The organism is Ensifer sp. ENS08 (assembly GCF_014852195.1).
In the GTDB taxonomy this organism is placed as follows: domain Bacteria; phylum Pseudomonadota; class Alphaproteobacteria; order Rhizobiales; family Rhizobiaceae; genus Ensifer; species Ensifer adhaerens.
The window spans coordinates 168062-188309 of sequence record NZ_JACVBF010000016.1 but is presented as its reverse complement, the minus strand read 5'-3'; the positions used below and the strand labels follow the sequence as shown (position 1 = coordinate 188309).

The window sequence follows — 20248 nt, the reverse complement described above, 5'->3', positions numbered from 1 at the left end:
TGAACTATGGGAAGAGGAGAGCCGCTTGTCCGGCAGCGGTTCGCCGGCCTGCCGTCAGCGCCATTGCGGATGCCGCGAGCGCGTTGCGGTCGAGCCGGAAGTGGCGGTAGAGATCGCCGATCGTGCCGGTCTGGCCGAAATGTTCCACGCCGTGCGCGATGGTGCGGTGGCCGGCGACGGCACCGAGCCACGAGAGCGCTGCCGGATGGCCATCGAGCACGGTGACGATCGCGCAGTGGCCGGGCAGCGGATCGAGCAGCCGCTCGATATGGCTTTTCGCACGGGGGTTGCCACGGGCCCGTTCGCGCTGGGCGGCCGTCCAACCGGCATTGAGACGGTCAGCCGAGGTGACGGCGAGCACGCCAATGTCGCGGCGGACCTCGCCTATAAGTCCGGCAGCGGCAATCGCCTCGTCGGCCACCGCACCCTGGTAGGCAATGACGACATCGCAGTTTGGCCCTGGCTTGCGCAGCCAATAGGCGCCGTCGATTGCACCCTGGCCAAAATCATCGTCGACGCGCTTCAGCGGCTGTTCGAGCGGCTTGGTGGTGAGCCTCAGATAGACGGAGCCGCCGGTCTCGTCGCGCAGCCAGGTGCGCTCGTCCGGATCGTTGTCGCCATCGCGCTGCATGTAGTCGAAGGCCCATTCCATGATGACGGCGAGTTCGTCTGCAAAGGCTGGTTCGAACGCTGCCAGTCCGTCCTGGCTGATCCCAATCAGCGGCGTGCCGATCGACTGGTGCGCGCCCCCTTCGGGCGCCAGCGTCACGCCCGAGGGCGTGCCGACGATCATGAAGCGGGCGTCCTGGTAGCAGGCATAGTTGAGCGCATCGAGGCCGCGGCAGACGAAGGGGTCATAGACAGTGCCGATCGGGATCAGCCTTTTCCCGAAGAGCGAATGGCTGAGGCCGGCGGCGCCGAGCAATAGGAACAGATTCATCTCGGCGATGCCGAGTTCCACATGCTGGCCCTCCGGAGTGAACTCCCACTTTGCCGTCGATGGAATGCGGTGCTCGATGAAGGCGTCGGCGAGCGGCTGGCGGGCAAAGAGCTTGCGCCGGTTGACCCAGGCGCCAAGACTGGTGGTGCCGGTGACATCGGGCGACGTCGTGAGGATGCGTTCGGCCAGGTCCGACTTGCCCTTGGCGAGATCGTCGAGGATCTTGCCGAAGGCCATCTGCGTCGACACCTCGCGCTGGGTCTCAAACGCGATCGGCGGCACCTCGAGCCGGTGCTCGGCGTGGCGGCGTATGCCTTCGGCAAAGAAAGGGACCGCGGCGAGGAACGCCTGGAGCGCTTGACGATCCGCCACTCCGGCGAAAGGCTCCCATTCCTCGCCGCGCCCGACACCCATATGCGCCTGCCATTCGGCGAACTGGGTCGTCGTCATCAGGCCACCGTGATTGTCCTTGTGGCCGGCAATCGGCGTGCTCCAGCCCTTGATGGTATAGGCAAGGAAGCAGGTCGGCCGATCATGGTCGATCGCTGCGAAGGTTTCGGCCATCGTCTCGACGCAGTTGCCACCGAGGTTCTCCATCAGCGCTGAAAGCTCGGCATCGCTGCGCCGCTCGATGAGCGCCGAGACGTCACCCTGGTCGCCAAGATCGTCGGCAAGCCGCTTGCGCCAGACGGCACCGCCCATGAAAGTCAGCGCCGCATAGTCCTGATTGGAGCAACCGTCGATCCAGTCGCGCAGCTTCTTGCCGCCCGGTTCGGCAAAGGCCGCGCGCTGTAGCACGCCATATTTCACCCGCACCACGTCCCAGCCGAAGGCGTCGAAGATTTTCTCGACGCGCTCGAACAGGCCCTCGCGCACGATCCCGTCGAGCGACTGCCTGTTATAGTCGATGATCCACCAGCAGTTCCTGAGGTCGTTCTTCCAGCCCTCCTGCAGCGTCTCGTAGACGTTGCCTTCGTCAAGCTCGGCATCGCCGACGAGCGCGACCATGCGGCCGATCTTGCCCTCGCCCCATTGTTTGGCACGGACGAAATCCTGGACGATCGAGGCGAGCGCGGTGATGCCGACGCCGAGTCCGACCGAGCCGGTCGAAAAATCGACATCGTCGACATCCTTGGTCCGGCTCGGATAGCTCTGCGCCCCGCCAAAGCCGCGGAAGTTCTCAAGTTTCTCGCGCGTCTGTCGGCCCATCAGATAGTGCATCGCGTGGAAGACCGGCGCCGCATGCGGCTTGACGGCAACACGATCCTCCGGCCTGAGCGCCGAGAAATAGAGCGCGGTCATGATCGAGACGACCGAGGCGCAGCTGGCCTGATGCCCCCCAGTCTTGATGCCGTCGACCTTCGGCCGGATGTGGTTGGCGTGATGGATCATCCAGTGGGAGAGCCAGAGCAGGCGCTTTTCAATGGTCTTCAGATGGGTCGTGTCGGTCATCGCCAGGTTCCGATGGAGAAGGACGTAAGGTGACAGTCTAGGCCAAGGACTCAGCCGTCCTTGTAGTAGTAGCTGTAGCCGTTGAGCGCCGGTGCGCCGCCGAGGTGGGCGTAGAGAACGCGAGACCCCTCCGGGAAGAATCCCTTGCGGGTAAGGTCGATCATCCCCTGCATGGATTTGCCCTCATAGACAGGGTCGGTAATCATCGCTTCGGTGCGAGCCGCGAGCCGGATCGCCTCGTTGGTTTCCTCTGATGGTACGCCATAGGCGGGATAGGCGTAATCGGGATTGATCACGATCTCGTCTTCGCGGATCGCCCTGCCGAGGCGAACCAGTTCGGCCGTCGAGTCGACGATCTTTCGAACCTGGGAGCGGGTCTGCTCGAGCGTGCCCGATGCGTCGATGCCGATCACCCGATTGGCGCGGTCCTGTGCGGCAAAGCCGACGATCATGCCGCCCTGGGTGGAGCCGGTGACGACGCAGACGACGATGTAGTCGAAGGTGAAGCCGAGCTCCTTTTCCTGTGCCGCCACCTCTTCGGCAAAGCCGACGTAGCCGAGTGCGCCATACTTGTGCACCGAGGCGCCGGCCGGGATCGGGTAGGGCTTGCCGCCGGCATCCTTAACCGACTGGATCGCATCTTCCCAGCTCTTCCGAATACCGATGTCGAAACCGTCGTCGACGAGTCGACTGTCCGCCCCCATCAGCCGTGTCATCAGGATGTTGCCGACGCGGTCATAGACCGCATCATAGTGCGGCACCCATTTTTCCTGGATGACGACGCATTTCATGCCGATCTTGGCAGCAGTGGCGGCGACCATGCGGGTGTGGTTCGACTGCACGCCGCCGATCGAGACCAGCGTATCGGCGCCCGAAGCGATTGCGTCGGGCACGATATACTCAAGCTTCCGGAGCTTGTTGCCGCCCGTGGCGAGGCCGGAATTGCAGTCGTCGCGTTTGGCGTAAATCGCGACCTTTCCGCCGAGCGCCGCCGTCAGTCGCGGCAGATGCTCGATCGGCGTCGGGCCGAAGGTGAGGGGGTAGCGTTCGAACTTCTCAAGCAGTGACATGATCCAGGCCTCCGTGTGAAAATTGTAGGAGAAGGATAGGCGAAGTCTCGTGAAAGGTGCTCTCTAAATTGCTGTCAAAATTTCGCTGGATAGAATACAGTACCGATCAAGTTTTGATTTTCTTCAATAAACGGGATAGATAATGAAAGATTCTTCCGATGATGATTTTGACCGGATCGATCTCAAGATCCTGCGTGCCCTGCAATCCGAAGGACGGCTGACCAACGCCGACCTTGCCGAGCGGGTAAACGTCAGTCCGGCGACCTGTCATCGGCGAACACAGAGGTTGTTCGAAGAGGGTCATATCACCGGTGTGAGGGCGGAGGTCGCGCCGGCAGCGGTCGGTCTCGGAGCGTTGGTGATGGTCGGCGTTGTGCTCGATCGTTCGACGCCCGAGAGCTTTGCGGCCTTCGAGGGCGCGGTGCTGGAGATGAAGGAAGTGCTCGACTGCAATCTCGTTGCTGGCGACTTCGACTATCTTTTGAAAATCCGGGTCCGAGACATGGCGGACTTCAACAAACTGCACGGTCAGAAGCTGATTGCGCTACCGGGGGTACGCCAGACGCGCACCTTCTTTGTGATGAAGGAAGTCAAGGAGAACGCCCGGCTGCCGTTCTGACGGTCGTCGAACGATTGGGCTTTCGCATCGAAGGGCACGCGAGACCCGGTACGTCTTCAGCGTGCCGGATGCGGCCCGATAGGTGCAACCCGGTCAGACCTGGACGAAGTGATCGTCTGCGACCTGCTGAAAGCGCCGCGTTTCCGGAACGTAGTTGGGCGCGCGCAAGGGGCTCTTCAGCTCGTCGCTCGCGACATTGCGGCGCGCATGGCGACGGGTCGGATCGGCGATTGGGACGGCGGCCATCAGCTTCTTCGTATAGGGATGCTGCGGATTCTCGAAAACCTGCGCACGCGAGCCGATTTCGACGATCTCGCCGAGATGCATCACGGCGACCCGGTGGCTGACGCGCTCGACGACGGCCATGTCGTGCGAGATGAAAAGATAGGCAAGGCCGAGGCTCGCCTGCAGGTCGAGCAAGAGGTTGATGACCTGTGCCTTGATCGAGACGTCGAGTGCCGAGACAGACTCGTCGGCGACGATCAGCTTCGGGTCGAGCGCCAAGGCGCGTGCAATGCAGACGCGCTGGCGCTGGCCGCCGGAGAACTCGTGCGGGTAGCGGGCGGCCATGTCGGCCTGCAGGCCGACGCGTTCGAGCAGGTCGGCGACCTTCTCACGCGCCTGCCGTGCCGTGCCGAGCTTGTGTTCGAGATAGGGTTCGGCGATCGCAGCGCCCACCGTCATGCGCGGATTGAGGCTCGCGAAAGGATCCTGAAAGATCATCTGCATGGTGCGGCGCATTTCGCGCAGCTGCCTGCGATCCATTTTGAGGACGTTCTGGCCGTCGAGCGTCACGGAGCCGCTTTCCGGCTCGATCAGCCGCATGATGGCCCGGCCGGTCGTCGACTTGCCGCAGCCGGATTCGCCGACGAGCGACAGCGTCTCGCCCGGCTGCAGACTGAAGGAGACGTTCTCGATGGCGTGGACGCGGCCTTTGAGCTTGCCGAGCAAGCCGGCGTGGATGTCGAAGCGCTTGACGAGGTTCTTGACCTCGAGGATCGGCTTGCGGCCGGCCTGGACCGTATCGGTGGCTTCCGCCGTCGCCGAAGGCAGCCCGGTCGCGGCGTCGATGACGGGAAAACGCATCGGCTGGCTTTCGCCCTTCATCGAGCCGAGCATCGGCACGGCCGAGAGCAGTGCGCGGGTATAGGGGTGTTTCGCCCGAAGGAAGATGTCCTCGGTGTTGCCGGTCTCGACCGCGTCACCGCGGAACATCACCACCGTGCGGTCGGCGATTTCGGCGACCACGCCCATGTCGTGGGTAATGAAGAGCACCGAGGTGCCTTCCTCCTCCTGCAACACCTTGATCAGGTCGAGGATCTGGCCCTGGATGGTGACGTCGAGCGCCGTCGTCGGCTCGTCGGCGATCAGGAGCTTCGGCCGGCTCGCGAGCGCCATGGCGATCATCACGCGCTGGCGCATGCCGCCGGAGAAGCGGTGCGGGTATTCGTCGAAGCGCGAGGCGGCGGAGGGAATGCGGACCTTTTCGAGCAATCGGATGGTTTCCGCCCGGGCGTCGGCCTTCGACATTGGCCTGTGGCAGAGAAGGGCCTCGGAGATCTGGTCACCGATGGTGAACAGCGGATTGAGGCTGGTCATCGGCTCCTGGAAGATCATCGCGACATCGTTGCCGCGCACGCGGCGCATCTCAGATTCCGGCAAGTCGAGGATGTTGCGCCCGCCCATCATCACCCGCCCTTCGACGCGGCTCGTCTCCTTCTGCAGGAGCCGCATGATCGAGAGCGAAGTGACGCTCTTGCCCGAGCCGGATTCGCCGACGATCGCCACGGTTTCGCCGGGCGCGACGGTAAACGATATGTCCCGGACGACAGGCTTCCAGGCGCCGTCGACCAGGAAAGAGGTCGTCAGGTTCTCGACGGAGAGAACGGGCGCCGTCGAACGGTCCGGCTGGGCTTTGGTCTCGGTCATCTCGTTTCCTCCGTCAGATGCTGCGCGTATCTTAGTTGGTCGTCGGGTCAGTCGGGCCAGCGCAGCAGGCCGGCGAAGCGGCGTGCGTTGCGTTCGGCGAGCGACGTGGCGATGATCTCGTTCGAGGCTCTCGCCTTGTCGAGCTCCTCGGCGAGGCGGCTGGCGACGATCTTCTCCTGGCCCGGATGCAGGTTACAGGGGTCGAGGTAGAAGTAATTGTGCTCGGCCTCGTGGTCTCGCACGATGATCGGCGGCGCGCCGCGGGCCAGCGCATCGGCGAGATCCCAGGCGGTGATATGGGCTTCCTGCGGGTCGATGTTGACGCGCAGCCGGTCGAGCGGGTTGTTGGTCGGGTCGGCCTCGATCACCGGCTTGATGCCGGGACGGCCGTCGAGCGTCTCGCGCCAGAGGTTCAGGTAACCGGTTTCGCGCTCGCGGATGCCGGCATGGTCGCGGGTTTCCCAGGCTTGAAGTGCCGCCATCACGCCGAGCATGCTTTCCTTGCCCACCTTCATGCCGCGGCCGATGCCGAGGTTCTGCAGGAAGGTGTTGCGCACCATTTCCTTTTTGCCGGCGACGATGCCGGAGGTCGGGCCGCCCAGGAACTTGTGGCCGGAATAGAGCACGATGTCGGCGCCCTCATCGAGGAAGATGCGCAGGTCGTATTCGGAAGCGGCGTCGACGATGACCGGCACACCCTTCGAATGGCAGACCTCGGCAAATTCCCTGAGGCCGACGAGACCGTATTGCACCACGTGATGCGAGACGACGTAGACGGCGCAAGCGGTGCGCTCGTTGATCGCGCCTTCGATATGGTAGCGATAGGCCGACGTCGCCTGGCCGACGATCACCGGCTTGGCGCCGGCAAGCCGGATCGCCTGGTCGACGGGCGCGCCGTAGCTGACCACATGGCCCATCTGCAGAATGACTTCATTCTTGAGGCCGGTCGTATCCGGCAGGCGCTCGATGGCGGCAAGGTCGCTTCCGGTCATGGTGCCGGCAATGGCGAGGCTGATGCCGGCGGAGCAGGACGCCGTGATGAAGCCGGCCTCGGCACCCGTCAGCCGAGCAATCACCGGGCTCACCTTGCGCTGCAGGTCGTTGATCTCGACGAACTGCGGCAGTATGCCTGTCATGGCCGCGATCGCTTCCGGGACCACGATCGATGCGCCGAGGCTGGTCATCGTGCCGGAGACGTTGATAACGGGACGAAGTCCGAGAGCTTCGCGAATGTCACGGTCAGGCATAGTGGTCTCCATATGATTTTCTGGCGGTCGAAGCGGGTAGACTATTCCGTCTTCGCGGAATATCTACCATAGTAATGAAGTATGAGTGAGGCTTTGCGCTATCTGACGCGGCCGCCATCGGCGGCGCGGCGGCAGCGGAAGCCGAGATTTTACCGGCAGCACGCCCTTCGAGCGGTGCAGGAGTGAAGCAGTGGACAAGACGATGACCGGCGTCGAGCCGACCGACGATATGGAAACGACCGGCAAGCCGCGCCGCTCGCGCGTGAGCGGCATGGATCGCGCCTTGCAGGTGCTCGATTTCCTTTATGAGACGGGTTCCCCGAGTGGCGTCTACGCGATTGCCAAGGCTGTCGGCGCGCCGCTGTCGACCGCTTATGTCATCGTCGACGACATGGTCGAAAAGAACCTGCTTAGCCGCGATGCCGATGGGCTCGTCTGGCTCGGCGACCGGCTCTATCACTATGGCCTTGCCTATGCCCGCTCGCTCGATTTCCTCGGCGTCGCCACCCGCGAGATGCACGACCTCGGCCGTGAAGTTGCCGAGACGATCCAGCTTTGCGGCCGCGACGGCGACTACATGCAGGTGCTCGCCATGGCCGATGGTCCCGGCCATTTCCAGGTGACCTCGCGCGTCGGTACCCGCGTGCCGCTCAACTGGACGGCGTCGGGCCGTCTTCTGGTGGGGCATCTGCCCGCCGACGAACGGCTGGAGCTGTTCCGCCGCTGCGCACGAACCTCGCCGACCGGCCGCGCCGATATCGATCCGGCCGCGCTCTCCGCCCAGGCTGAAAGCGCGCTTTCCGCAAGGCTGTCGATCCAGGCGGGCGAATCCGACTATGCCGTCGCCTGCGTCGCAGCCCCGATCCTCGACGATAAGGGCAATTGCGCTGCCACGATCTCGATCGTCCTGCCCGAGCAGAAAATCCTCGACGACCGGGCGTTCTACGCCGATCACGTCAGGGTTTCCGCCGAGCGGATCGAAAAAATGATGGGCTGGCGCAGCCACTGATCCGACCTCCCGTCGTCACTCGTGCAGAGCGACGATCGCCTCGATCTCGACGGTGATGTTGCCGGGTAACGACCCGAAACCCACCGCCGAGCGCGCATGGCTGCCGGCCGCTCCAAAAACGTCCATCATCAGGTCCGAGCAGCCGTTGATGACGCGCGGATGTTCGGCAAAATCCGGAACGGCATTGACCATGCCCAGGATCTTGACGATGCGCTTGACCTTTCCGAGGTCTCCGAGCGCATCATGCATGACCGCAAGCAGGTTGATGCCGGTTAACCGTGCGTGGTCATAGGCGCTGTCGATGTCGACATCGCCGCCGACCTTGCCGGCGTAGAGATGACCGTCGGGCTCGCGTGGGCCCTGGCCGGAGAGATACAGGATGTTGCCTTCGCGCACATGCGTCACGAAATTGGCGATCGGCGGTGGCGCAGGCGGCAGGTTGATGCCGAGGGCCTGAAGGCGTTCGTAGGGTGAGACAGCGACGGGGCTGTCGTTTTTCGGGTCCATACTGTTCACGCGTTGTCCTGTCATTTCTGTATTCTGTCGCCCTGGCTTAGCGGTAGCTGAAGCCGTGGCTGTGGTCCGGGCACTCGATATGCTGCGGCTGGTAACGATTGGCGGCAACCACGTGGGTGCCCATGACCGCGTAGCGCGGCTCGAAGAGGCGGTTGAGGTGCGCTTCGGCGCCGAGTGAATCGAAGACCCGAAGCTCGCTATCGACGAGGTCGAAGAGGGTGAATTCGGCGCGGGCGCCGACGGTAAGCAGATTGTCCATCGGCAGGCGGATGACCGAGGCGGGCGCCTGGGTCACGGCCTCGACCACCTTTTCGAAAGGCATGCCGACGCTCAAGAGCTTCGACATGGTGGTGCCCAGGTCCCAGACGGACTGGTTCATGCTGCGCAGGTGCACGTCGGTGGAGATCGAGAAGGGGAGCAGACCGCGGGCGATCGCCACTTCCGCCACGCGGAAGGAGAACGAGGCGCCGCCGTGGCCGATGTCGAGGCGGATGCCTTCGCCGGCGCAGCGTTCGGCAAGCTCAAACAGGTCCTCGTCCTCGATGATGCTGGAACCGGCCTTGCCGTTGAAGCAATGGGTGACGATGTCGCCGGGCCCGAGGATTTCCAGAACCTCGTCATAGAGCGCCGGCGGCTCGCCGACATGCACCATGACAGGGATCTTCAGGATTTTGGCGATCTTCTTGCCGAGCTTCACCGGCGTCACGCCCCAGGAACCGGTGATGACGTGGCTGGCGCGCACCTTCAGGCCGACGATGTGCTCGCGGTTTTCCTGGTAGCAGGCGATGATACGGTCGATGTCGATCGAGCGGATGTCGGAGAGTTCGCTGACGCGGTTGCAGGCGACAAGCCCGATCGAGCCGAGATTGAGGAACGCCTTGATGCGCTCGCGCGACGGCTCGATGATGTATTCGCGAAAGCCGTGGAAATTGGCTTCACCGGCCGAACCCGCGTCGACGATCGTGGTGACGCCGCGCTCCATGCCGCAAAGCTGCGGGCGCACAGAAATGTCGGTGCCGCCGTGCCAGACGTGGGCGTGCAGGTCGATCCAGCCGGGCGAGATCCAGGCGCCCTTGCCCTCTATGCGACGCACGTCGCCTGATGCCTCCAGGTTCGGGCCGAGGGCTGCGATGCGGCCTTCGTCGTCGACGAGGATGTCGGTGGTTTCAGCCGGCGCGGCCATGCCGAAGGCGACGGGCTTCACCTGCCGGATCAGCACCGGACCGGCGTTCGATGTTGCGGTCGTCATGACTTACAGGTCCTTTCTGAGGCGGGGATCGAGCATATCGCGCAGGCCGTCACCGACCATCTGCAGCGACAAGACCGAAAGCACGATGGCGATGCCGGGGAAGAGCGTTACCCAGTCGGCCTGGCCGATATATTGACGCCCCGAGGCGATCATCGTGCCCCAGGTCGGGATTTCCGGGCTGACGCCGACGCCGAGGAAGGAAAGCCCGGCTTCGGCAAGCATCGCATGGGCGAAGAGGAAGGTGCCCTGCACGAGGACGGGCGAAAGCAGATTGCGCAGCACGTGACGCGTCATGATGTGTGGCGTCGAGATCCCGAGCGCGCGGGCCGCCTCGACATAAGGAAGCTCGCGGATGACCAGTGTCGAGGCGCGCACCACGCGGGCGAGCCGCGGCGCATAGACGATGCTGAGCGCGATGATGACGGTCGTCAGCGAGGGGCCCAAGGCCGCGACCAGCGCGATCGCAAGCAGGATGTCCGGGAAGGCCATCATCGCGTCGATGACGCGGGCGATCGGCGTGTCGAGCTTCGGAAAGAAGCCGGCGAGCAGACCGAGCACGACGCCGATCACGGTTGCAAGCGTGACGACCGCCGCACCGACAAGCAGCGACAATCGGCCGGCATAGATGGTGCGGGAGAAGACATCGCGGCCGAACTCGTCGGTGCCGAAGAACCATTGCAGGCTCGGCGGCTGCAGCCGGTTGACGATCGACAGCTTGCCGGGCGCATAGGGTGCGATCAGCGGCGCGAAGACGGCAAGCAGCACGAAGACGGTGAGCACGATCAGGCCGAAGGCAACGGTTTTGCGCTTCAACAGCCGGCGGACGAACTTGCGGCCTTCGCTCTCGGTGGGGGCAGATACGGTGATAGACATCAGTAGCGCACCCTTGGATCAACGAGGAGATAGAGCATGTCGATCACGAAATTGATCAGCACGTAGAGCGCGGCAATGACGAGCAGCGCGCCCTGGATGACGGGATAGTCGCGGCGAAGCACGGCGGAGACGACGAGATTGCCGACGCCGGGCAGGCCAAAGACGGTTTCCGTGACAACCGCACCCGAGATCAGCACGGCGGCGGTGAGGCCAATGATCGTCAGGATCGGGATCAGCGCGTTTTTCAGTGCGTGCTTCATCACCACCTTGCGTTCGCCGAGGCCTTTGGCGCGGGCGGTGCGGATGAAATCGTCGCCGAGCACGTCGAGCATCGATGCACGGGTAAAGCGCAGGATCAGCGCCGAGGAGACGACGCCGAGCGCGATCGCCGGCAAGGTCAGGTGATACATGCGCTCGGTGAAGGAGGATCCGGGGCCGCCATAGCCGGAGACCGGGAACCAGCCGAAACGCACGGCAAAGACCTGGATCAGGATCAGGCCAAGCCAGAAACTCGGTATGCTGGCGGCGAGCATGGCAAGCGTTGTTGCCGCCTGGTCGACGAAGGAGCCGCGCCTGTAGGCGGCATAGATGCCGATCGGCAGCGCGATGGCGCAGGCGATGACGATTGAGAACAGGGTCAGGAAGAAGGTCGGCTCGGCACGCTCCGCCAGTGCTGACGTGACCGGCTGGTTGAGGAAGATCGACTGGCCGAGATCGCCCTGCAGCAGTTGTCCGATATAGTAAACATATTGCAGGCCGAGCGACTGGTCGAGGCCAAGCCGGCTGCGCAGCGCCGTAATGTCTTCCTGGGTTGCTTCCGGACCGAGCATGACGGCGGCGGGATCGCCGGGCGTCACGCGGACGATGACGAAGACGATCGTGACGACAATCGCCATGACGACGATCATGCCCATCAGCCGTTGGAAGATGTAGCGTAACATGGTGGCCTCGAACCTTTCCTGTGCGCTCCGCCGCAAGGGTGGAGTGACGCGCCCCTTCGAGCGGGCGCCAGGCGCATGGCCCGGCTGCCCGCCGAAGTCCCTTGGGAGGGGGAGCTTACTTCTTGATCGAAGCGTTCCAGAAGTACGGCCACGGGGCCGGCGAGACGCCGTCGAGCGACTTCGACTTCGCCGAAAGCGCGTTGAAGTCGCCGATCTTGATGAATGGCACTTCCTCGAAGATCACCTTCTGCACGTCTGCCCAGAGCGCCACGCGCTTGGCCGAGTCGGATTCGGCGTTGAAGGCATCGACCGCCTTGGCGCGCGCCGGCGTATCCCAGTTGCCGGGCGCCTTGGTCGACATCATGCCGATGAGGGCCGGTTCCGGCAGGAAGGGGCTGTGGGTGATGTAGATGTCCCAGAGCGTCGGGTCGGCACGGCGCTGGGTCAGCGTCGCCCAGTCGACCACCTGCAGATCGACGGTAAAGCCGGCGAGCTTCAGATACTCGGCCGCGACCTGCGCCATCTTGTAGTGGAACTCATACTGGCGGCTCGTCAGGATGCGCAGCGGCTCACCCTTGTAGCCGGCGGCCTTCAGGAGTTCGCCAGCCTTTTCCGCATCGGCGATGTTGTAGGCGCCTTCGGTGCCGGCATCGGTCCGCCAGGTAAACTGCGACGGGTAGAGAGCGGCGTCGAGCGCATAGAAGTCTGTGGTGCCGAAGGCTGCCGCCATCATGTCTTCCATGCTGAGCGAAGCGCGGATCGCCTTGCGCAGGTCGAGGTTCTTGGTCATGCCGTTGCCGGAGTTCAAGACGAAGACAGGCCAGCCGAAGGGCTGCAGCATGACGGGTTCGGAAGCGCTCGAACCCTTGACGCGTTCGAAGGATTCGACCGGCAGAGAATCGACATAGTCATACTGGCCGGAAACGGCCGCTTCGACGCGGGTGTTCGGGTCCGGAACCGGCACGAAGCGGATTTCGTCGGCATATTGGTGGCGGGCGCCGCCATAGCCGTTGGCTTCGCCTTCCGGCGACTTGTAGGCATCGTACCGGGTGAGCTGGATGTACTGGTCCGCCTTGCGTTCCTTCAGCTGGTAGGGGCCGGTGCCGACGAAATCAGTCATCGGCTCGGCCTGCGTTTCGGAAGGAAGCACGATCGCCGCGGAGTTGTTGAAGGCGAGCAGCGAAACGAGCGGCGCGTAAGGGGTGGTGAGCGAGATCTTCACCGTCAGCGGGTCGATCGCTTCGATGCCGGAAATCGTCGTTGCCGTCTGCTTGCCGCGCGAGGCGACCTTGGTCCAGCGCTCGAGCGAGGCGACGACGTCCTTCGAGTCGAGATCGGTGCCGTCGTGGAACTTGACGCCCGAGCGCAGCTTGATCGTGTAGGTCTTGCCGTCGGCGCTGATCTCCGGAAGTGCTGCCGCCAGAAGCGGGGTCGGCTTCCAGTCCTTGTCGAAGGTGTAGAGCGTCTCGAAGATGTGTTGCGAGACTATGCCGACGAGGTCGGCCGTCGATGCCATCGGGTCGAGGGTCGGCGGCTCACCGACCGTCGCGACGTTGATCACGCCGCCCTTTTCCTGCGCAAAGGCGAGAGTTGCCGATGCCACCAATGCGGTTCCAATAAGCAATGCGAGTTTAGTCGATTTCATATTTGCTCCTCCTCATATTCCATAGTTATGCTATGTCGTTCTTTATTTTGGAATATAAAAAGGCACGAAGCCGGAAATGTCAACCGGCTGTCGTCGTCTTGTCACAACCGCCGGCAGCGGCGGGCCGGAACCCTTGTCCTGGAGGGTGCATAAGTGGGCGGGAGCTATCGCGAAGGCGCGGGATTTGTTAGCCCGGAGTCCGGATTGAAAAGGGAGAAGAGAATGAAGGTCATCGGCCTGATCGGCGGCATGAGCTGGGAGAGCTCGGCGGAGTATTACCGCATCATCAACGAGACGGTTCGCGCGCGCCTCGGCGGCGTGCACTCGGCGAAATCGCTGATGTGGTCGATGGACTTCGGCGAGATCGAGCGCCTGCAGCATCACGGCGACTGGCCGGCCCTGACGGGAGAGATGATCGCCGCAGCGCGACGTCTCGAGGCAGGCGGCGCCGATTTCCTGATGATCTGCACCAACACCATGCACAAGATGGCGGCGGACGTTTCGGCAGCCGTCTCCATTCCGCTGCTGCATATCGCCGACCCGACGGCGGAGAAGATCAAGGCGGCGGGCCTTCGCAAAGTCGGCCTGCTCGGAACGGCCTTCACCATGGAACAGGACTTCTACAAAGGTCGCTTGGCGGAAAAATTCGGTCTCGATGTGCTGGTGCCGGAGGTGGAAGACCGGGCGAAGGTGCACGAGATCATCTACCGCGAACTCGTTGCCGGTATCGTCAAAGACAGCTCGCGCGACGCCTATCGCGCCATCATCGCGCGGCTTGTCGATGCGGGCGCGGAAGCGATCATCATGGGCTGCACCGAGATCATGCTTTTGATTTCACAGGCTGATAGCCCGGTCCCGGTGTTCGATACGACCGAGATCCACGCGCTTGCTGCGGTCGACCTCGCGCTCGGGGACGCCTGACCACGGCCGACTGGCCGTCGGCCGTGGTTGCAAGGGCTAGTGCAAGGTGAATTCCCGGGGTTCGCCCGGAAACAGGCTGAGAAGTGCTATGCCCTGCTGCAAAAGCAGTTCGGCGGCTGGCAAGTCGCCGACCACCAGGTCGTCCGCACAGCCGATGATGATGTTGGCGAGGCTGATCGAGTTCTCGGCGAACCGGTCGTCGCCGATCTCGTAGGCCTTCTCGGCCGTTGCCTCGAGCGCTTCCGCTACCAGCGCCATCATGTTCGAGCGTTCATCCAGCGTCATGGCATCCAGTGTCTTGGCGTCGGGAGTTTTGGCAGTTGTCTGCATGATTACCTTCCCTATTGTTCAAGCCGAAATGGCCGCGCCGGCCGAAGCCGGGGGAAAAGTCTACGACTGGGGTGAGTCCAGGAGGGGAGCCGGCGTCGAACGCGGCTTCTCCAATAAGATCGTGCGTTGCGGCGCGATATGCAAGGAATGGCTACTATGCGGCCAGCGCATGGGTCCGCGGAGGGCGGCCGCCGGGGTAGCACGTCAAGGGAGCCCGTTGACCGCCGGATGCGTTAGGCCGTGATATGGGGTGGCCTTGCCGGCCATGCCAGGCTTTCGTCGATCGCCAGGCGATCGGCGGCGCATTCCTGGGCAAGAAAGTCGATGAAGGTGCGAACGGAGGGCAGTAGCCCGCGCCGCGAAGGAAAGACGGCGTGCACGACGCCGGACGCCGGGCGCCATTGCGGCAGCACGGGCACCAGCGTGCCGGCTGCCAGGTCCTTCCAGATCATCATCGTCGGCAGTTGCACGATGCCGGCGCCGTCGAGCGCCGCTTCGCGTAGCGCCGCCATATCGTCGGTCAGGAAACGTGGCTCGTGGCGGATGACGGCCCGTTCTCCATCGGCGCTTTCCAGCCGCCATTCATAGGTGTGCGTGGCCGAAGTCCAGGCAAGACTCGGCAATCCCGTCAGTTGCGCGGGCTCAGCGATCGGCGCCTTCAGAAATCCGGGCCTGGCGACGAGATATTGCGAACTGTCGTCGAGCTTGCGCATCACCAGCTCGCTTTTTTCGAGCGGCGGGAACCGGACACGGATCGAAACGTCGAAACCTTCGGCGATCACATCCACGCGCCGGTTGGTGCTTTCCAGCTGCAGGCCGATCCGCGGATGGGCGGTCATGAACCGGGCAAAGAGCCGGCCGAACTGGAACGAGATCAATGCGGTCGGGCAGCTCACCCGGATGATGCCCTGCGGCTCTCCCTGATGCTGCGCGATGAAGGCATCGGCCGCTTCCGCCTCGATTAACACCGCGACGCAGCGCTGGTAATATTCGCGGCCGACATCGGTAACGAAGAACCGGCGCGGCGAACGCTGGATCAGCCGAACCCCGATCCGGTCTTCCAGCATCGCAATGCGCCGGCTCAGCCGGGATTTCTGCGTACCGGTTGCCCGTGCCGCAGCCGCAAAGCCGCCATGATCCACGACTTGGACAAAATAATAGAGGTCGTTCAGGTCCTGCATCGTTCTATTCATAGGACGCTGCGTCGAAATTCACAATCTTTTTGCGGCGACGGTCCTGCAGTAGCTTACGTTCAATCACAGCAGATCGGCAACGAAGGCCGCTGGCGGTGATGAAAACCAAACGAAGGAAAGGACTTCCGATGACCAAGCCCTACGTACGCCTCAACAAGGATGATGTTGCCGTCCTGCTCGTCGACCATCAGACCGGCCTGTTGTCGCTGGTGCGCGACTTCGACCCGGACAAGTTCAAGAACAATGTTCTGGCGCTCGGTGATCTCGCCAAGTACTTCAAGCTGCCGACGGTTCTCACAACCAGCTTCGAGGATGGCCCGAACGGCCCGCTGGTTCCGGAGCTGAAGGAACAGTTTCCCGATGCGCCCTTCATTCCCCGTCCGGGCCAGATCAACGCCTGGGACAATGAGGATTTCGTCAAGGCGGTGAAGGCCACCGGCAAGAAGCAGCTGCTGATCGCCGGCGTCGTGACCGAGGTCTGCGTGGCGTTTCCGGCGCTTTCGGCGATCGAGGAAGGCTTCGAGGTCTTCGTGGTGACGGATGCTTCCGGCACCTTCAACGAGGTGACACGCGATTCCGCCTGGTCGCGCATGACCGCCGCCGGCGTTCAGCTGATGACCTGGTTCGGCGTTGCCTGTGAGCTGCATCGCGACTGGCGCAACGACATCGAGGGTCTCGGCACGCTGTTTTCGAACCACATCCCGGACTACCGCAACCTCATCACCAGCTACAATACTATGGCGGCGCGCAAGTAAGACACGCCAGACGATGAACGACGAAAGCCCCGGCCTCGGATGGCCGGGGCTTTTCGTGTTGTCTGTTGCCGTGGCCTTTATGCGCGGCTGGCGGCCTGCTGGGCGTCGTCTTGCACGTCCAGACGGGCCGCGGGCTTGAGCCGGCCGGTCAAGAGCAGGCTGACGGCGAGGAAGGGCACGAGCACGCCAAGACCGAAGCGCATGTCGCTGTATTCGGCGATCAGGCCGATCAGCGGCGGCCCGAGCAGGAAGCCGAGCAGCGCGATGAAGGACAGAATGGCGACACTCGCGGCCGCCGGCCGGTCCTTCTGGTCGGCAGCGGCGGTGACGGCGAAGGGAAAGCCGACGGATACGCCGAAGCCCATGGCAGAAAAGCCGAGAAGCGCTGCCCAGGCGGCGGGGCTTACCACCACGAGAATGAGCCCGCTAATGCTGGCGATACCGCAGGCACGTGCCACCGCAACCGGGCCGTAGCTCGCCTTCAGCCGGTCGCCGGCAAAGCGCCCGGCAGCCACCATGAAGGCGAAGATCGAGTAGCCGAAACCGGCGCTGGCGCTGGAAAGCCCGAAGATGTCGCGCAGGAAGACCGCCGACCAGTCGGCGACGGCGCCTTCGGTCATGGTGATGCCAAAGACGAAGAAGCAGACGCCAAGCAATGCCCAGCCCGGCAGCTTGCGTCTGGAGGGCGCCGCTTCGGCAGCCGCGGCCTCGCCGGTCTTCAGGAGCGGCAGCTTCCGGGCGAAGTAGACGCTGATCGGCAACATGCCTGCCGCCGTCAGCGGCACCGCCCATTCCGGTGCCACGTGCAGCGCCGCGAAGCCGACGCCAACCAGGCTGCCGGTCATGATGCCGAGGCTCCAGAAGCCGTGGCAGGTGCTCATGATCAGCTGCCCGGAGTGCTTCTCGATCGCGTCGGCCTCGACATTGAGGCCGAGTTCGAGCGTCGTCAACGCTGCGCCGACGATGGCGAGCGCCACGAAGAGCACCTCGATGTTCGGGGCCCATGTCGGTAGCCAGACGAGCGCCAGAAAGACGACGAAGCCGTAGAGGATGGTCGCACGGCCGCCGATCCAGGCGACAAAACGGCCGGCAAACGGCAGGGTCAGCAGAATGCCGACGGGCATGCCGAGCAGCGCGATCGCCAGTTCCGCCGGGCCGAGGCCGAGCCTTTGCTGCACGTCGGGAATACGCGGCAGCCAGGCGCCGAAGGCGATCGGTTGCAGGAAGAAGATCAGCATGATGAGCCGTTGGTTGGTCATGCGCATTGTTCCCCGGATAGCGTGTCGCGCGATGCACCCTCGGCAGCGGGCGGGAGCCGTCGAGCCGATGCGGTATGTGAAGGAATTCTGATATTCTGAAAATTGTTTTCAGAGCTTGTCGCGCGGGGCGGGTCCCGTCAAGGCGAGAAGAGGCCGTCAAGTCGGAAAGCGCGGCCTTTCCGAGCGAATGGCTGTTGGTGTTGCGAATGTGTCGCCACCAATCCTGGCATTGGTCTGGTTCCGGTGAAAAAAATGTACATACCGGAAGCGGCGGGCTCCGACCCGCCGTGCCGTTGCGCGTGCTTTTGTCCTATCGCAGCAATTTCAGCGATCCCGTCAGCGATCTGACCCACTTCACGTCGCCGGCAAGACCGATGCCGTCGATCGTCTCCTGCGCGAGATCCCGTTCCGGAAATTGCGTCTCGTAGTCGGCATAGCTGTGCAGCGAACGCGCGAAGGCTGGAAACGGCACGACGACACGATCGTCTTCTTTCGGCAGTGCCTTCAGGAGCAGTGCACGGATCGTCGCGCCATCGGCCTGGAGGATCGGCACGGGCCGGTTGGAGCTGATGTCGATGGTGTTCTGCCTGCTGTCCGTCAGCCGCTGGTTACCGAGACCGGGCATCGCCGAGCCGATGCCGATGCAGATCGCGGCGATCGTGTTGGCGAGATGACCGGGTGTCAGTTCGGGATTGACGATGATGGCGAGGCGGGTGTCCTGAAGCACGTGGTCTGTTTCCTCTCTGTTTCTCAAAGGCTGGGTCGGCCGGGAGAATAGACCGTGTGGCGAGGCAGTATCTTTCTGATGTTGCGAGAAATTGCCAAGATGGGGTAGATTCATCCCGATAGAGCAGAAAATGAGATAGAAGATGCCCGCCACCCTGACACCCGCCGATGTAAAGATCCTGACCGCGCTGCAAAGTGACGGGCGCCTGAGCAACCAGGCGCTTTCGGAGGAGGTTGGCATGTCGACCTCGCCCTGCTGGCGGCGGGTACGGCAACTGGAGGACGACGGTGTCATCCAGGGCTACATGGCGGTACTCAATCGCCGGGAAATCGGCCTTGGGGTGCTCGCCTTCATCCGGGTAAAGATCGACAGCCATACGGAGGCGGAGGCGGACGCCTTCGCCGAGGAGGTGATGAAACTCGACAGCGTCGTTGCCTGCTACAGCATTGCCGGCGATGCGGATTTTCTCCTCCAGGTCGTCTCTGCCGATCTCGATTCCTATTCGGATTTTGCCATGAAGGTCGTGCGGCGCCTGCCGTGCATCAAGGAGATGCAGACGACCTTCGTGCTGAAGGAGATCAAGGCCTATGGCGGGCTGCCCCTGCGCGCCTCGGCCGGCCAGCGCTGACCCAAACGACGGTCAGGAGGCGGAGGCCATCAGCGGGTCTTCCCGGACCACCTGGACAAGGAAATCGAGAACGGTGCGCACGCGTAGCGGCACGTTTCTGCGCGAGGGATAGACGACGCTGATCGGCAGGCGCGCCGGCGGGAATGCCGGCATCACGTTGACCAAGCGGCCAGCCTCGATGTCCGGGCAGGCCAGGATATGGGAGAGGATCGCAAGGCCGTTGCCGGCGAGCACCGCGCGATGCACGGCCACGGCACTGTTGGCGACGAGCCGCGGCGCGATGCGCACGAAAACGTCGCCGGACCCGTCGGAAAACGTCCACTGGCGGCCGTCGCCGGCGCGGCTGTAGCAGATGCATTCATGCTTCCCGACGTCGTCGGGAATCTTTGGCGCGGGGCGCCGGTTCAGATAGTCGGGTGCCGCCACCAGAAACGCGGTCGTCCAGCCGATCCGCCGGCAGATCAGGCCGGCCTCCGACACCGGACCCAAGCGAACCTCCAGATCGATGCCCTCTCCAATCAGTTCCGATGGTTCCTCGCGAAACAACATCTCTACGGAAAGCCCCGGATGACGGGCGAGCAGGGCGGCCAGGCGATCGCTCAGATAGAGGCCGAGCGGCGCGGGCACGGTGAGCCGCACGCGGCCCGCCACGAGGCCGGCCTCGCCGCAGGAAGCCTCGTTCAGAGCATCGACCGCCTCGACAACTTTGAGCGCCATCGGGATCATGTGTTCCCCCTCGGCGGTCAGCGCCAGCGCATTCGTCGTCCGGTGCAGAAGACGCATGCTCAGGTGCTCCTCGAGTGCCGAGACCTGGCGTGATACCGCCGGCTGGGTCAGGCCGAGATCGTTGGCAGCCGCGGAAAACGAGCCGGTCTCCGCCACCCGCAGGAAGGCTCTGAGCGCAGAAACGATGTCCATCCGGCTTCCCCCAAACGTTTCGACATA

General features: G+C 63.5%; 19 protein-coding genes. 5 read left to right on the top strand and 14 right to left on the bottom strand.

Annotated elements, in window-relative coordinates:
* Positions 1-4: 4 nt before the first annotated feature.
* Both IB272_RS27160 and IB272_RS27155 read right to left on the bottom strand, forming a co-directional pair.
* Positions 5-2392, bottom strand: coding sequence for a 1-deoxy-D-xylulose-5-phosphate synthase N-terminal domain-containing protein (locus IB272_RS27160; RefSeq protein WP_192445448.1), 2388 nt, complete (start codon positions 2390-2392; stop codon positions 5-7).
* A 50-nt stretch (positions 2393-2442) separates the two neighbouring features.
* Complete coding sequence (locus IB272_RS27155; protein ID WP_034787590.1) at positions 2443-3462, bottom strand: 1-aminocyclopropane-1-carboxylate deaminase; 1020 nt, start codon at positions 3460-3462, stop codon at positions 2443-2445.
* Positions 3463-3604: 142 nt separating this feature from the next.
* On the opposite strand from IB272_RS27155, the gene IB272_RS27150 reads away from it, so the two are divergent.
* Positions 3605-4081: an Lrp/AsnC ligand binding domain-containing protein gene (locus IB272_RS27150; protein WP_034787587.1), complete on the top strand. Its 477-nt coding sequence runs from the start codon at positions 3605-3607 to the stop codon at positions 4079-4081.
* Positions 4082-4174: 93 nt separating this feature from the next.
* Here the strand turns inward: IB272_RS27150 and IB272_RS27145 are convergent, their stop codons facing one another.
* Both IB272_RS27145 and IB272_RS27140 read right to left on the bottom strand, forming a co-directional pair.
* The gene (locus IB272_RS27145) at positions 4175-6010 is read right to left on the bottom strand and encodes an ABC transporter ATP-binding protein (protein WP_060517716.1); all 1836 of its coding nucleotides are present in this window, start codon (positions 6008-6010) and stop codon (positions 4175-4177) included.
* A 47-nt stretch (positions 6011-6057) separates the two neighbouring features.
* On the bottom strand, positions 6058-7257 hold the full coding sequence (locus IB272_RS27140; protein ID WP_034787581.1) for an aminotransferase class V-fold PLP-dependent enzyme: 1200 nt from the start codon (positions 7255-7257) through the stop codon (positions 6058-6060).
* Between the two features lie 202 nt (positions 7258-7459).
* Here IB272_RS27140 and IB272_RS27135 point away from each other — a divergent pair, with 202 nt between their 5' ends.
* Positions 7460-8266 carry an IclR family transcriptional regulator gene (locus IB272_RS27135; protein ID WP_034787939.1) on the top strand — a complete coding sequence of 269 codons (807 nt, stop codon included), beginning with the start codon at positions 7460-7462 and terminating at the stop codon, positions 8264-8266.
* A gap of 15 nt (positions 8267-8281) precedes the next feature.
* Here IB272_RS27135 and IB272_RS27130 read toward each other — a convergent pair whose 3' ends face one another.
* From IB272_RS27130 to IB272_RS27110, 5 genes are all read right to left on the bottom strand, one after another.
* Positions 8282-8773, bottom strand: a complete 492-nt coding sequence (locus IB272_RS27130; RefSeq protein ID WP_034787577.1) for a RidA family protein — start codon at positions 8771-8773, stop codon at positions 8282-8284.
* 46 nt (positions 8774-8819) lie between these two features.
* The gene (locus tag IB272_RS27125) at positions 8820-10031 is read right to left on the bottom strand and encodes an amidohydrolase/deacetylase family metallohydrolase (RefSeq protein WP_034787575.1); all 1212 of its coding nucleotides are present in this window, start codon (positions 10029-10031) and stop codon (positions 8820-8822) included.
* 3 nt (positions 10032-10034) lie between these two features.
* Positions 10035-10904 (bottom strand): ABC transporter permease, encoded by an 870-nt coding sequence (locus IB272_RS27120; protein WP_034787571.1) that lies wholly within the window; start codon positions 10902-10904, stop codon positions 10035-10037.
* Positions 10904-11845: an ABC transporter permease gene (locus tag IB272_RS27115; protein WP_034787569.1), complete on the bottom strand. Its 942-nt coding sequence runs from the start codon at positions 11843-11845 to the stop codon at positions 10904-10906. The genes IB272_RS27120 and IB272_RS27115 overlap by 1 nt, the downstream gene beginning before the upstream one ends.
* A 115-nt stretch (positions 11846-11960) precedes the next feature.
* The gene (locus IB272_RS27110) at positions 11961-13490 is read right to left on the bottom strand and encodes an ABC transporter substrate-binding protein (RefSeq protein ID WP_192445447.1); all 1530 of its coding nucleotides are present in this window, start codon (positions 13488-13490) and stop codon (positions 11961-11963) included.
* A 222-nt stretch (positions 13491-13712) separates the two neighbouring features.
* On the opposite strand from IB272_RS27110, the gene IB272_RS27105 reads away from it, so the two are divergent.
* Positions 13713-14411: an aspartate/glutamate racemase family protein gene (locus IB272_RS27105; protein ID WP_060517713.1), complete on the top strand. Its 699-nt coding sequence runs from the start codon at positions 13713-13715 to the stop codon at positions 14409-14411.
* A 36-nt stretch (positions 14412-14447) separates the two neighbouring features.
* Here IB272_RS27105 and IB272_RS27100 read toward each other — a convergent pair whose 3' ends face one another.
* Together IB272_RS27100 and IB272_RS27095 are read right to left on the bottom strand one after the other, a co-directional pair.
* Positions 14448-14741: a hypothetical protein gene (locus IB272_RS27100; protein ID WP_034787562.1), complete on the bottom strand. Its 294-nt coding sequence runs from the start codon at positions 14739-14741 to the stop codon at positions 14448-14450.
* Between the two features lie 233 nt (positions 14742-14974).
* The gene (locus tag IB272_RS27095) at positions 14975-15922 is read right to left on the bottom strand and encodes a LysR substrate-binding domain-containing protein (RefSeq protein ID WP_034787561.1); all 948 of its coding nucleotides are present in this window, start codon (positions 15920-15922) and stop codon (positions 14975-14977) included.
* A 140-nt stretch (positions 15923-16062) separates the two neighbouring features.
* On the opposite strand from IB272_RS27095, the gene ycaC reads away from it, so the two are divergent.
* Positions 16063-16689, top strand: a complete 627-nt coding sequence (gene ycaC / locus IB272_RS27090; protein ID WP_034787558.1) for an isochorismate family cysteine hydrolase YcaC — start codon at positions 16063-16065, stop codon at positions 16687-16689.
* 77 nt (positions 16690-16766) lie between these two features.
* Here the strand turns inward: ycaC and IB272_RS27085 are convergent, their stop codons facing one another.
* Positions 16767-17948, bottom strand: a complete 1182-nt coding sequence (locus IB272_RS27085) for an MFS transporter (protein ID WP_060585557.1) — start codon at positions 17946-17948, stop codon at positions 16767-16769.
* A 310-nt stretch (positions 17949-18258) separates the two neighbouring features.
* Complete coding sequence (locus IB272_RS27080; RefSeq protein ID WP_060517708.1) at positions 18259-18675, bottom strand: DUF2000 domain-containing protein; 417 nt, start codon at positions 18673-18675, stop codon at positions 18259-18261.
* A 142-nt stretch (positions 18676-18817) separates the two neighbouring features.
* Between IB272_RS27080 and IB272_RS27075 the strand changes: the two genes are divergently transcribed.
* Positions 18818-19303 (top strand): Lrp/AsnC family transcriptional regulator, encoded by a 486-nt coding sequence (locus tag IB272_RS27075; RefSeq protein WP_034787553.1) that lies wholly within the window; start codon positions 18818-18820, stop codon positions 19301-19303.
* A gap of 12 nt (positions 19304-19315) precedes the next feature.
* On the opposite strand, the gene IB272_RS27070 is transcribed toward IB272_RS27075, so the two are convergent.
* Positions 19316-20221: a LysR family transcriptional regulator gene (locus IB272_RS27070; RefSeq protein WP_060604473.1), complete on the bottom strand. Its 906-nt coding sequence runs from the start codon at positions 20219-20221 to the stop codon at positions 19316-19318.
* Positions 20222-20248: the final 27 nt, after the last annotated feature.

Bases quoted from the DNA above. Each gene is read 5' to 3' on its own strand.
- IB272_RS27160 (WP_192445448.1), bottom strand. From the start codon at position 2,392: ATGACCGACACGACCCATCTGAAGACCATTGAAAAGCGCCTGCTCTGG.
- IB272_RS27085 (WP_060585557.1), bottom strand. From the start codon at position 17,948: ATGACCAACCAACGGCTCATCATGCTGATCTTCTTCCTGCAACCGATC.
- IB272_RS27075 (WP_034787553.1), top strand. From the start codon at position 18,818: ATGCCCGCCACCCTGACACCCGCCGATGTAAAGATCCTGACCGCGCTG.
- IB272_RS27110 (WP_192445447.1), bottom strand. From the start codon at position 13,490: ATGAAATCGACTAAACTCGCATTGCTTATTGGAACCGCATTGGTGGCA.
- IB272_RS27115 (WP_034787569.1), bottom strand. From the start codon at position 11,845: ATGTTACGCTACATCTTCCAACGGCTGATGGGCATGATCGTCGTCATG.
- IB272_RS27130 (WP_034787577.1), bottom strand. From the start codon at position 8,773: ATGGACCCGAAAAACGACAGCCCCGTCGCTGTCTCACCCTACGAACGC.
- IB272_RS27120 (WP_034787571.1), bottom strand. From the start codon at position 10,904: ATGTCTATCACCGTATCTGCCCCCACCGAGAGCGAAGGCCGCAAGTTC.
- IB272_RS27125 (WP_034787575.1), bottom strand. From the start codon at position 10,031: ATGACGACCGCAACATCGAACGCCGGTCCGGTGCTGATCCGGCAGGTG.
- IB272_RS27155 (WP_034787590.1), bottom strand. From the start codon at position 3,462: ATGTCACTGCTTGAGAAGTTCGAACGCTACCCCCTCACCTTCGGCCCG.
- IB272_RS27135 (WP_034787939.1), top strand. From the start codon at position 7,460: ATGACCGGCGTCGAGCCGACCGACGATATGGAAACGACCGGCAAGCCG.
- IB272_RS27100 (WP_034787562.1), bottom strand. From the start codon at position 14,741: ATGCAGACAACTGCCAAAACTCCCGACGCCAAGACACTGGATGCCATG.
- ycaC (WP_034787558.1), top strand. From the start codon at position 16,063: ATGACCAAGCCCTACGTACGCCTCAACAAGGATGATGTTGCCGTCCTG.
- IB272_RS27150 (WP_034787587.1), top strand. From the start codon at position 3,605: ATGAAAGATTCTTCCGATGATGATTTTGACCGGATCGATCTCAAGATC.
- IB272_RS27140 (WP_034787581.1), bottom strand. From the start codon at position 7,257: ATGCCTGACCGTGACATTCGCGAAGCTCTCGGACTTCGTCCCGTTATC.
- IB272_RS27105 (WP_060517713.1), top strand. From the start codon at position 13,713: ATGAAGGTCATCGGCCTGATCGGCGGCATGAGCTGGGAGAGCTCGGCG.
- IB272_RS27070 (WP_060604473.1), bottom strand. From the start codon at position 20,221: ATGGACATCGTTTCTGCGCTCAGAGCCTTCCTGCGGGTGGCGGAGACC.
- IB272_RS27145 (WP_060517716.1), bottom strand. From the start codon at position 6,010: ATGACCGAGACCAAAGCCCAGCCGGACCGTTCGACGGCGCCCGTTCTC.
- IB272_RS27095 (WP_034787561.1), bottom strand. From the start codon at position 15,922: ATGCAGGACCTGAACGACCTCTATTATTTTGTCCAAGTCGTGGATCAT.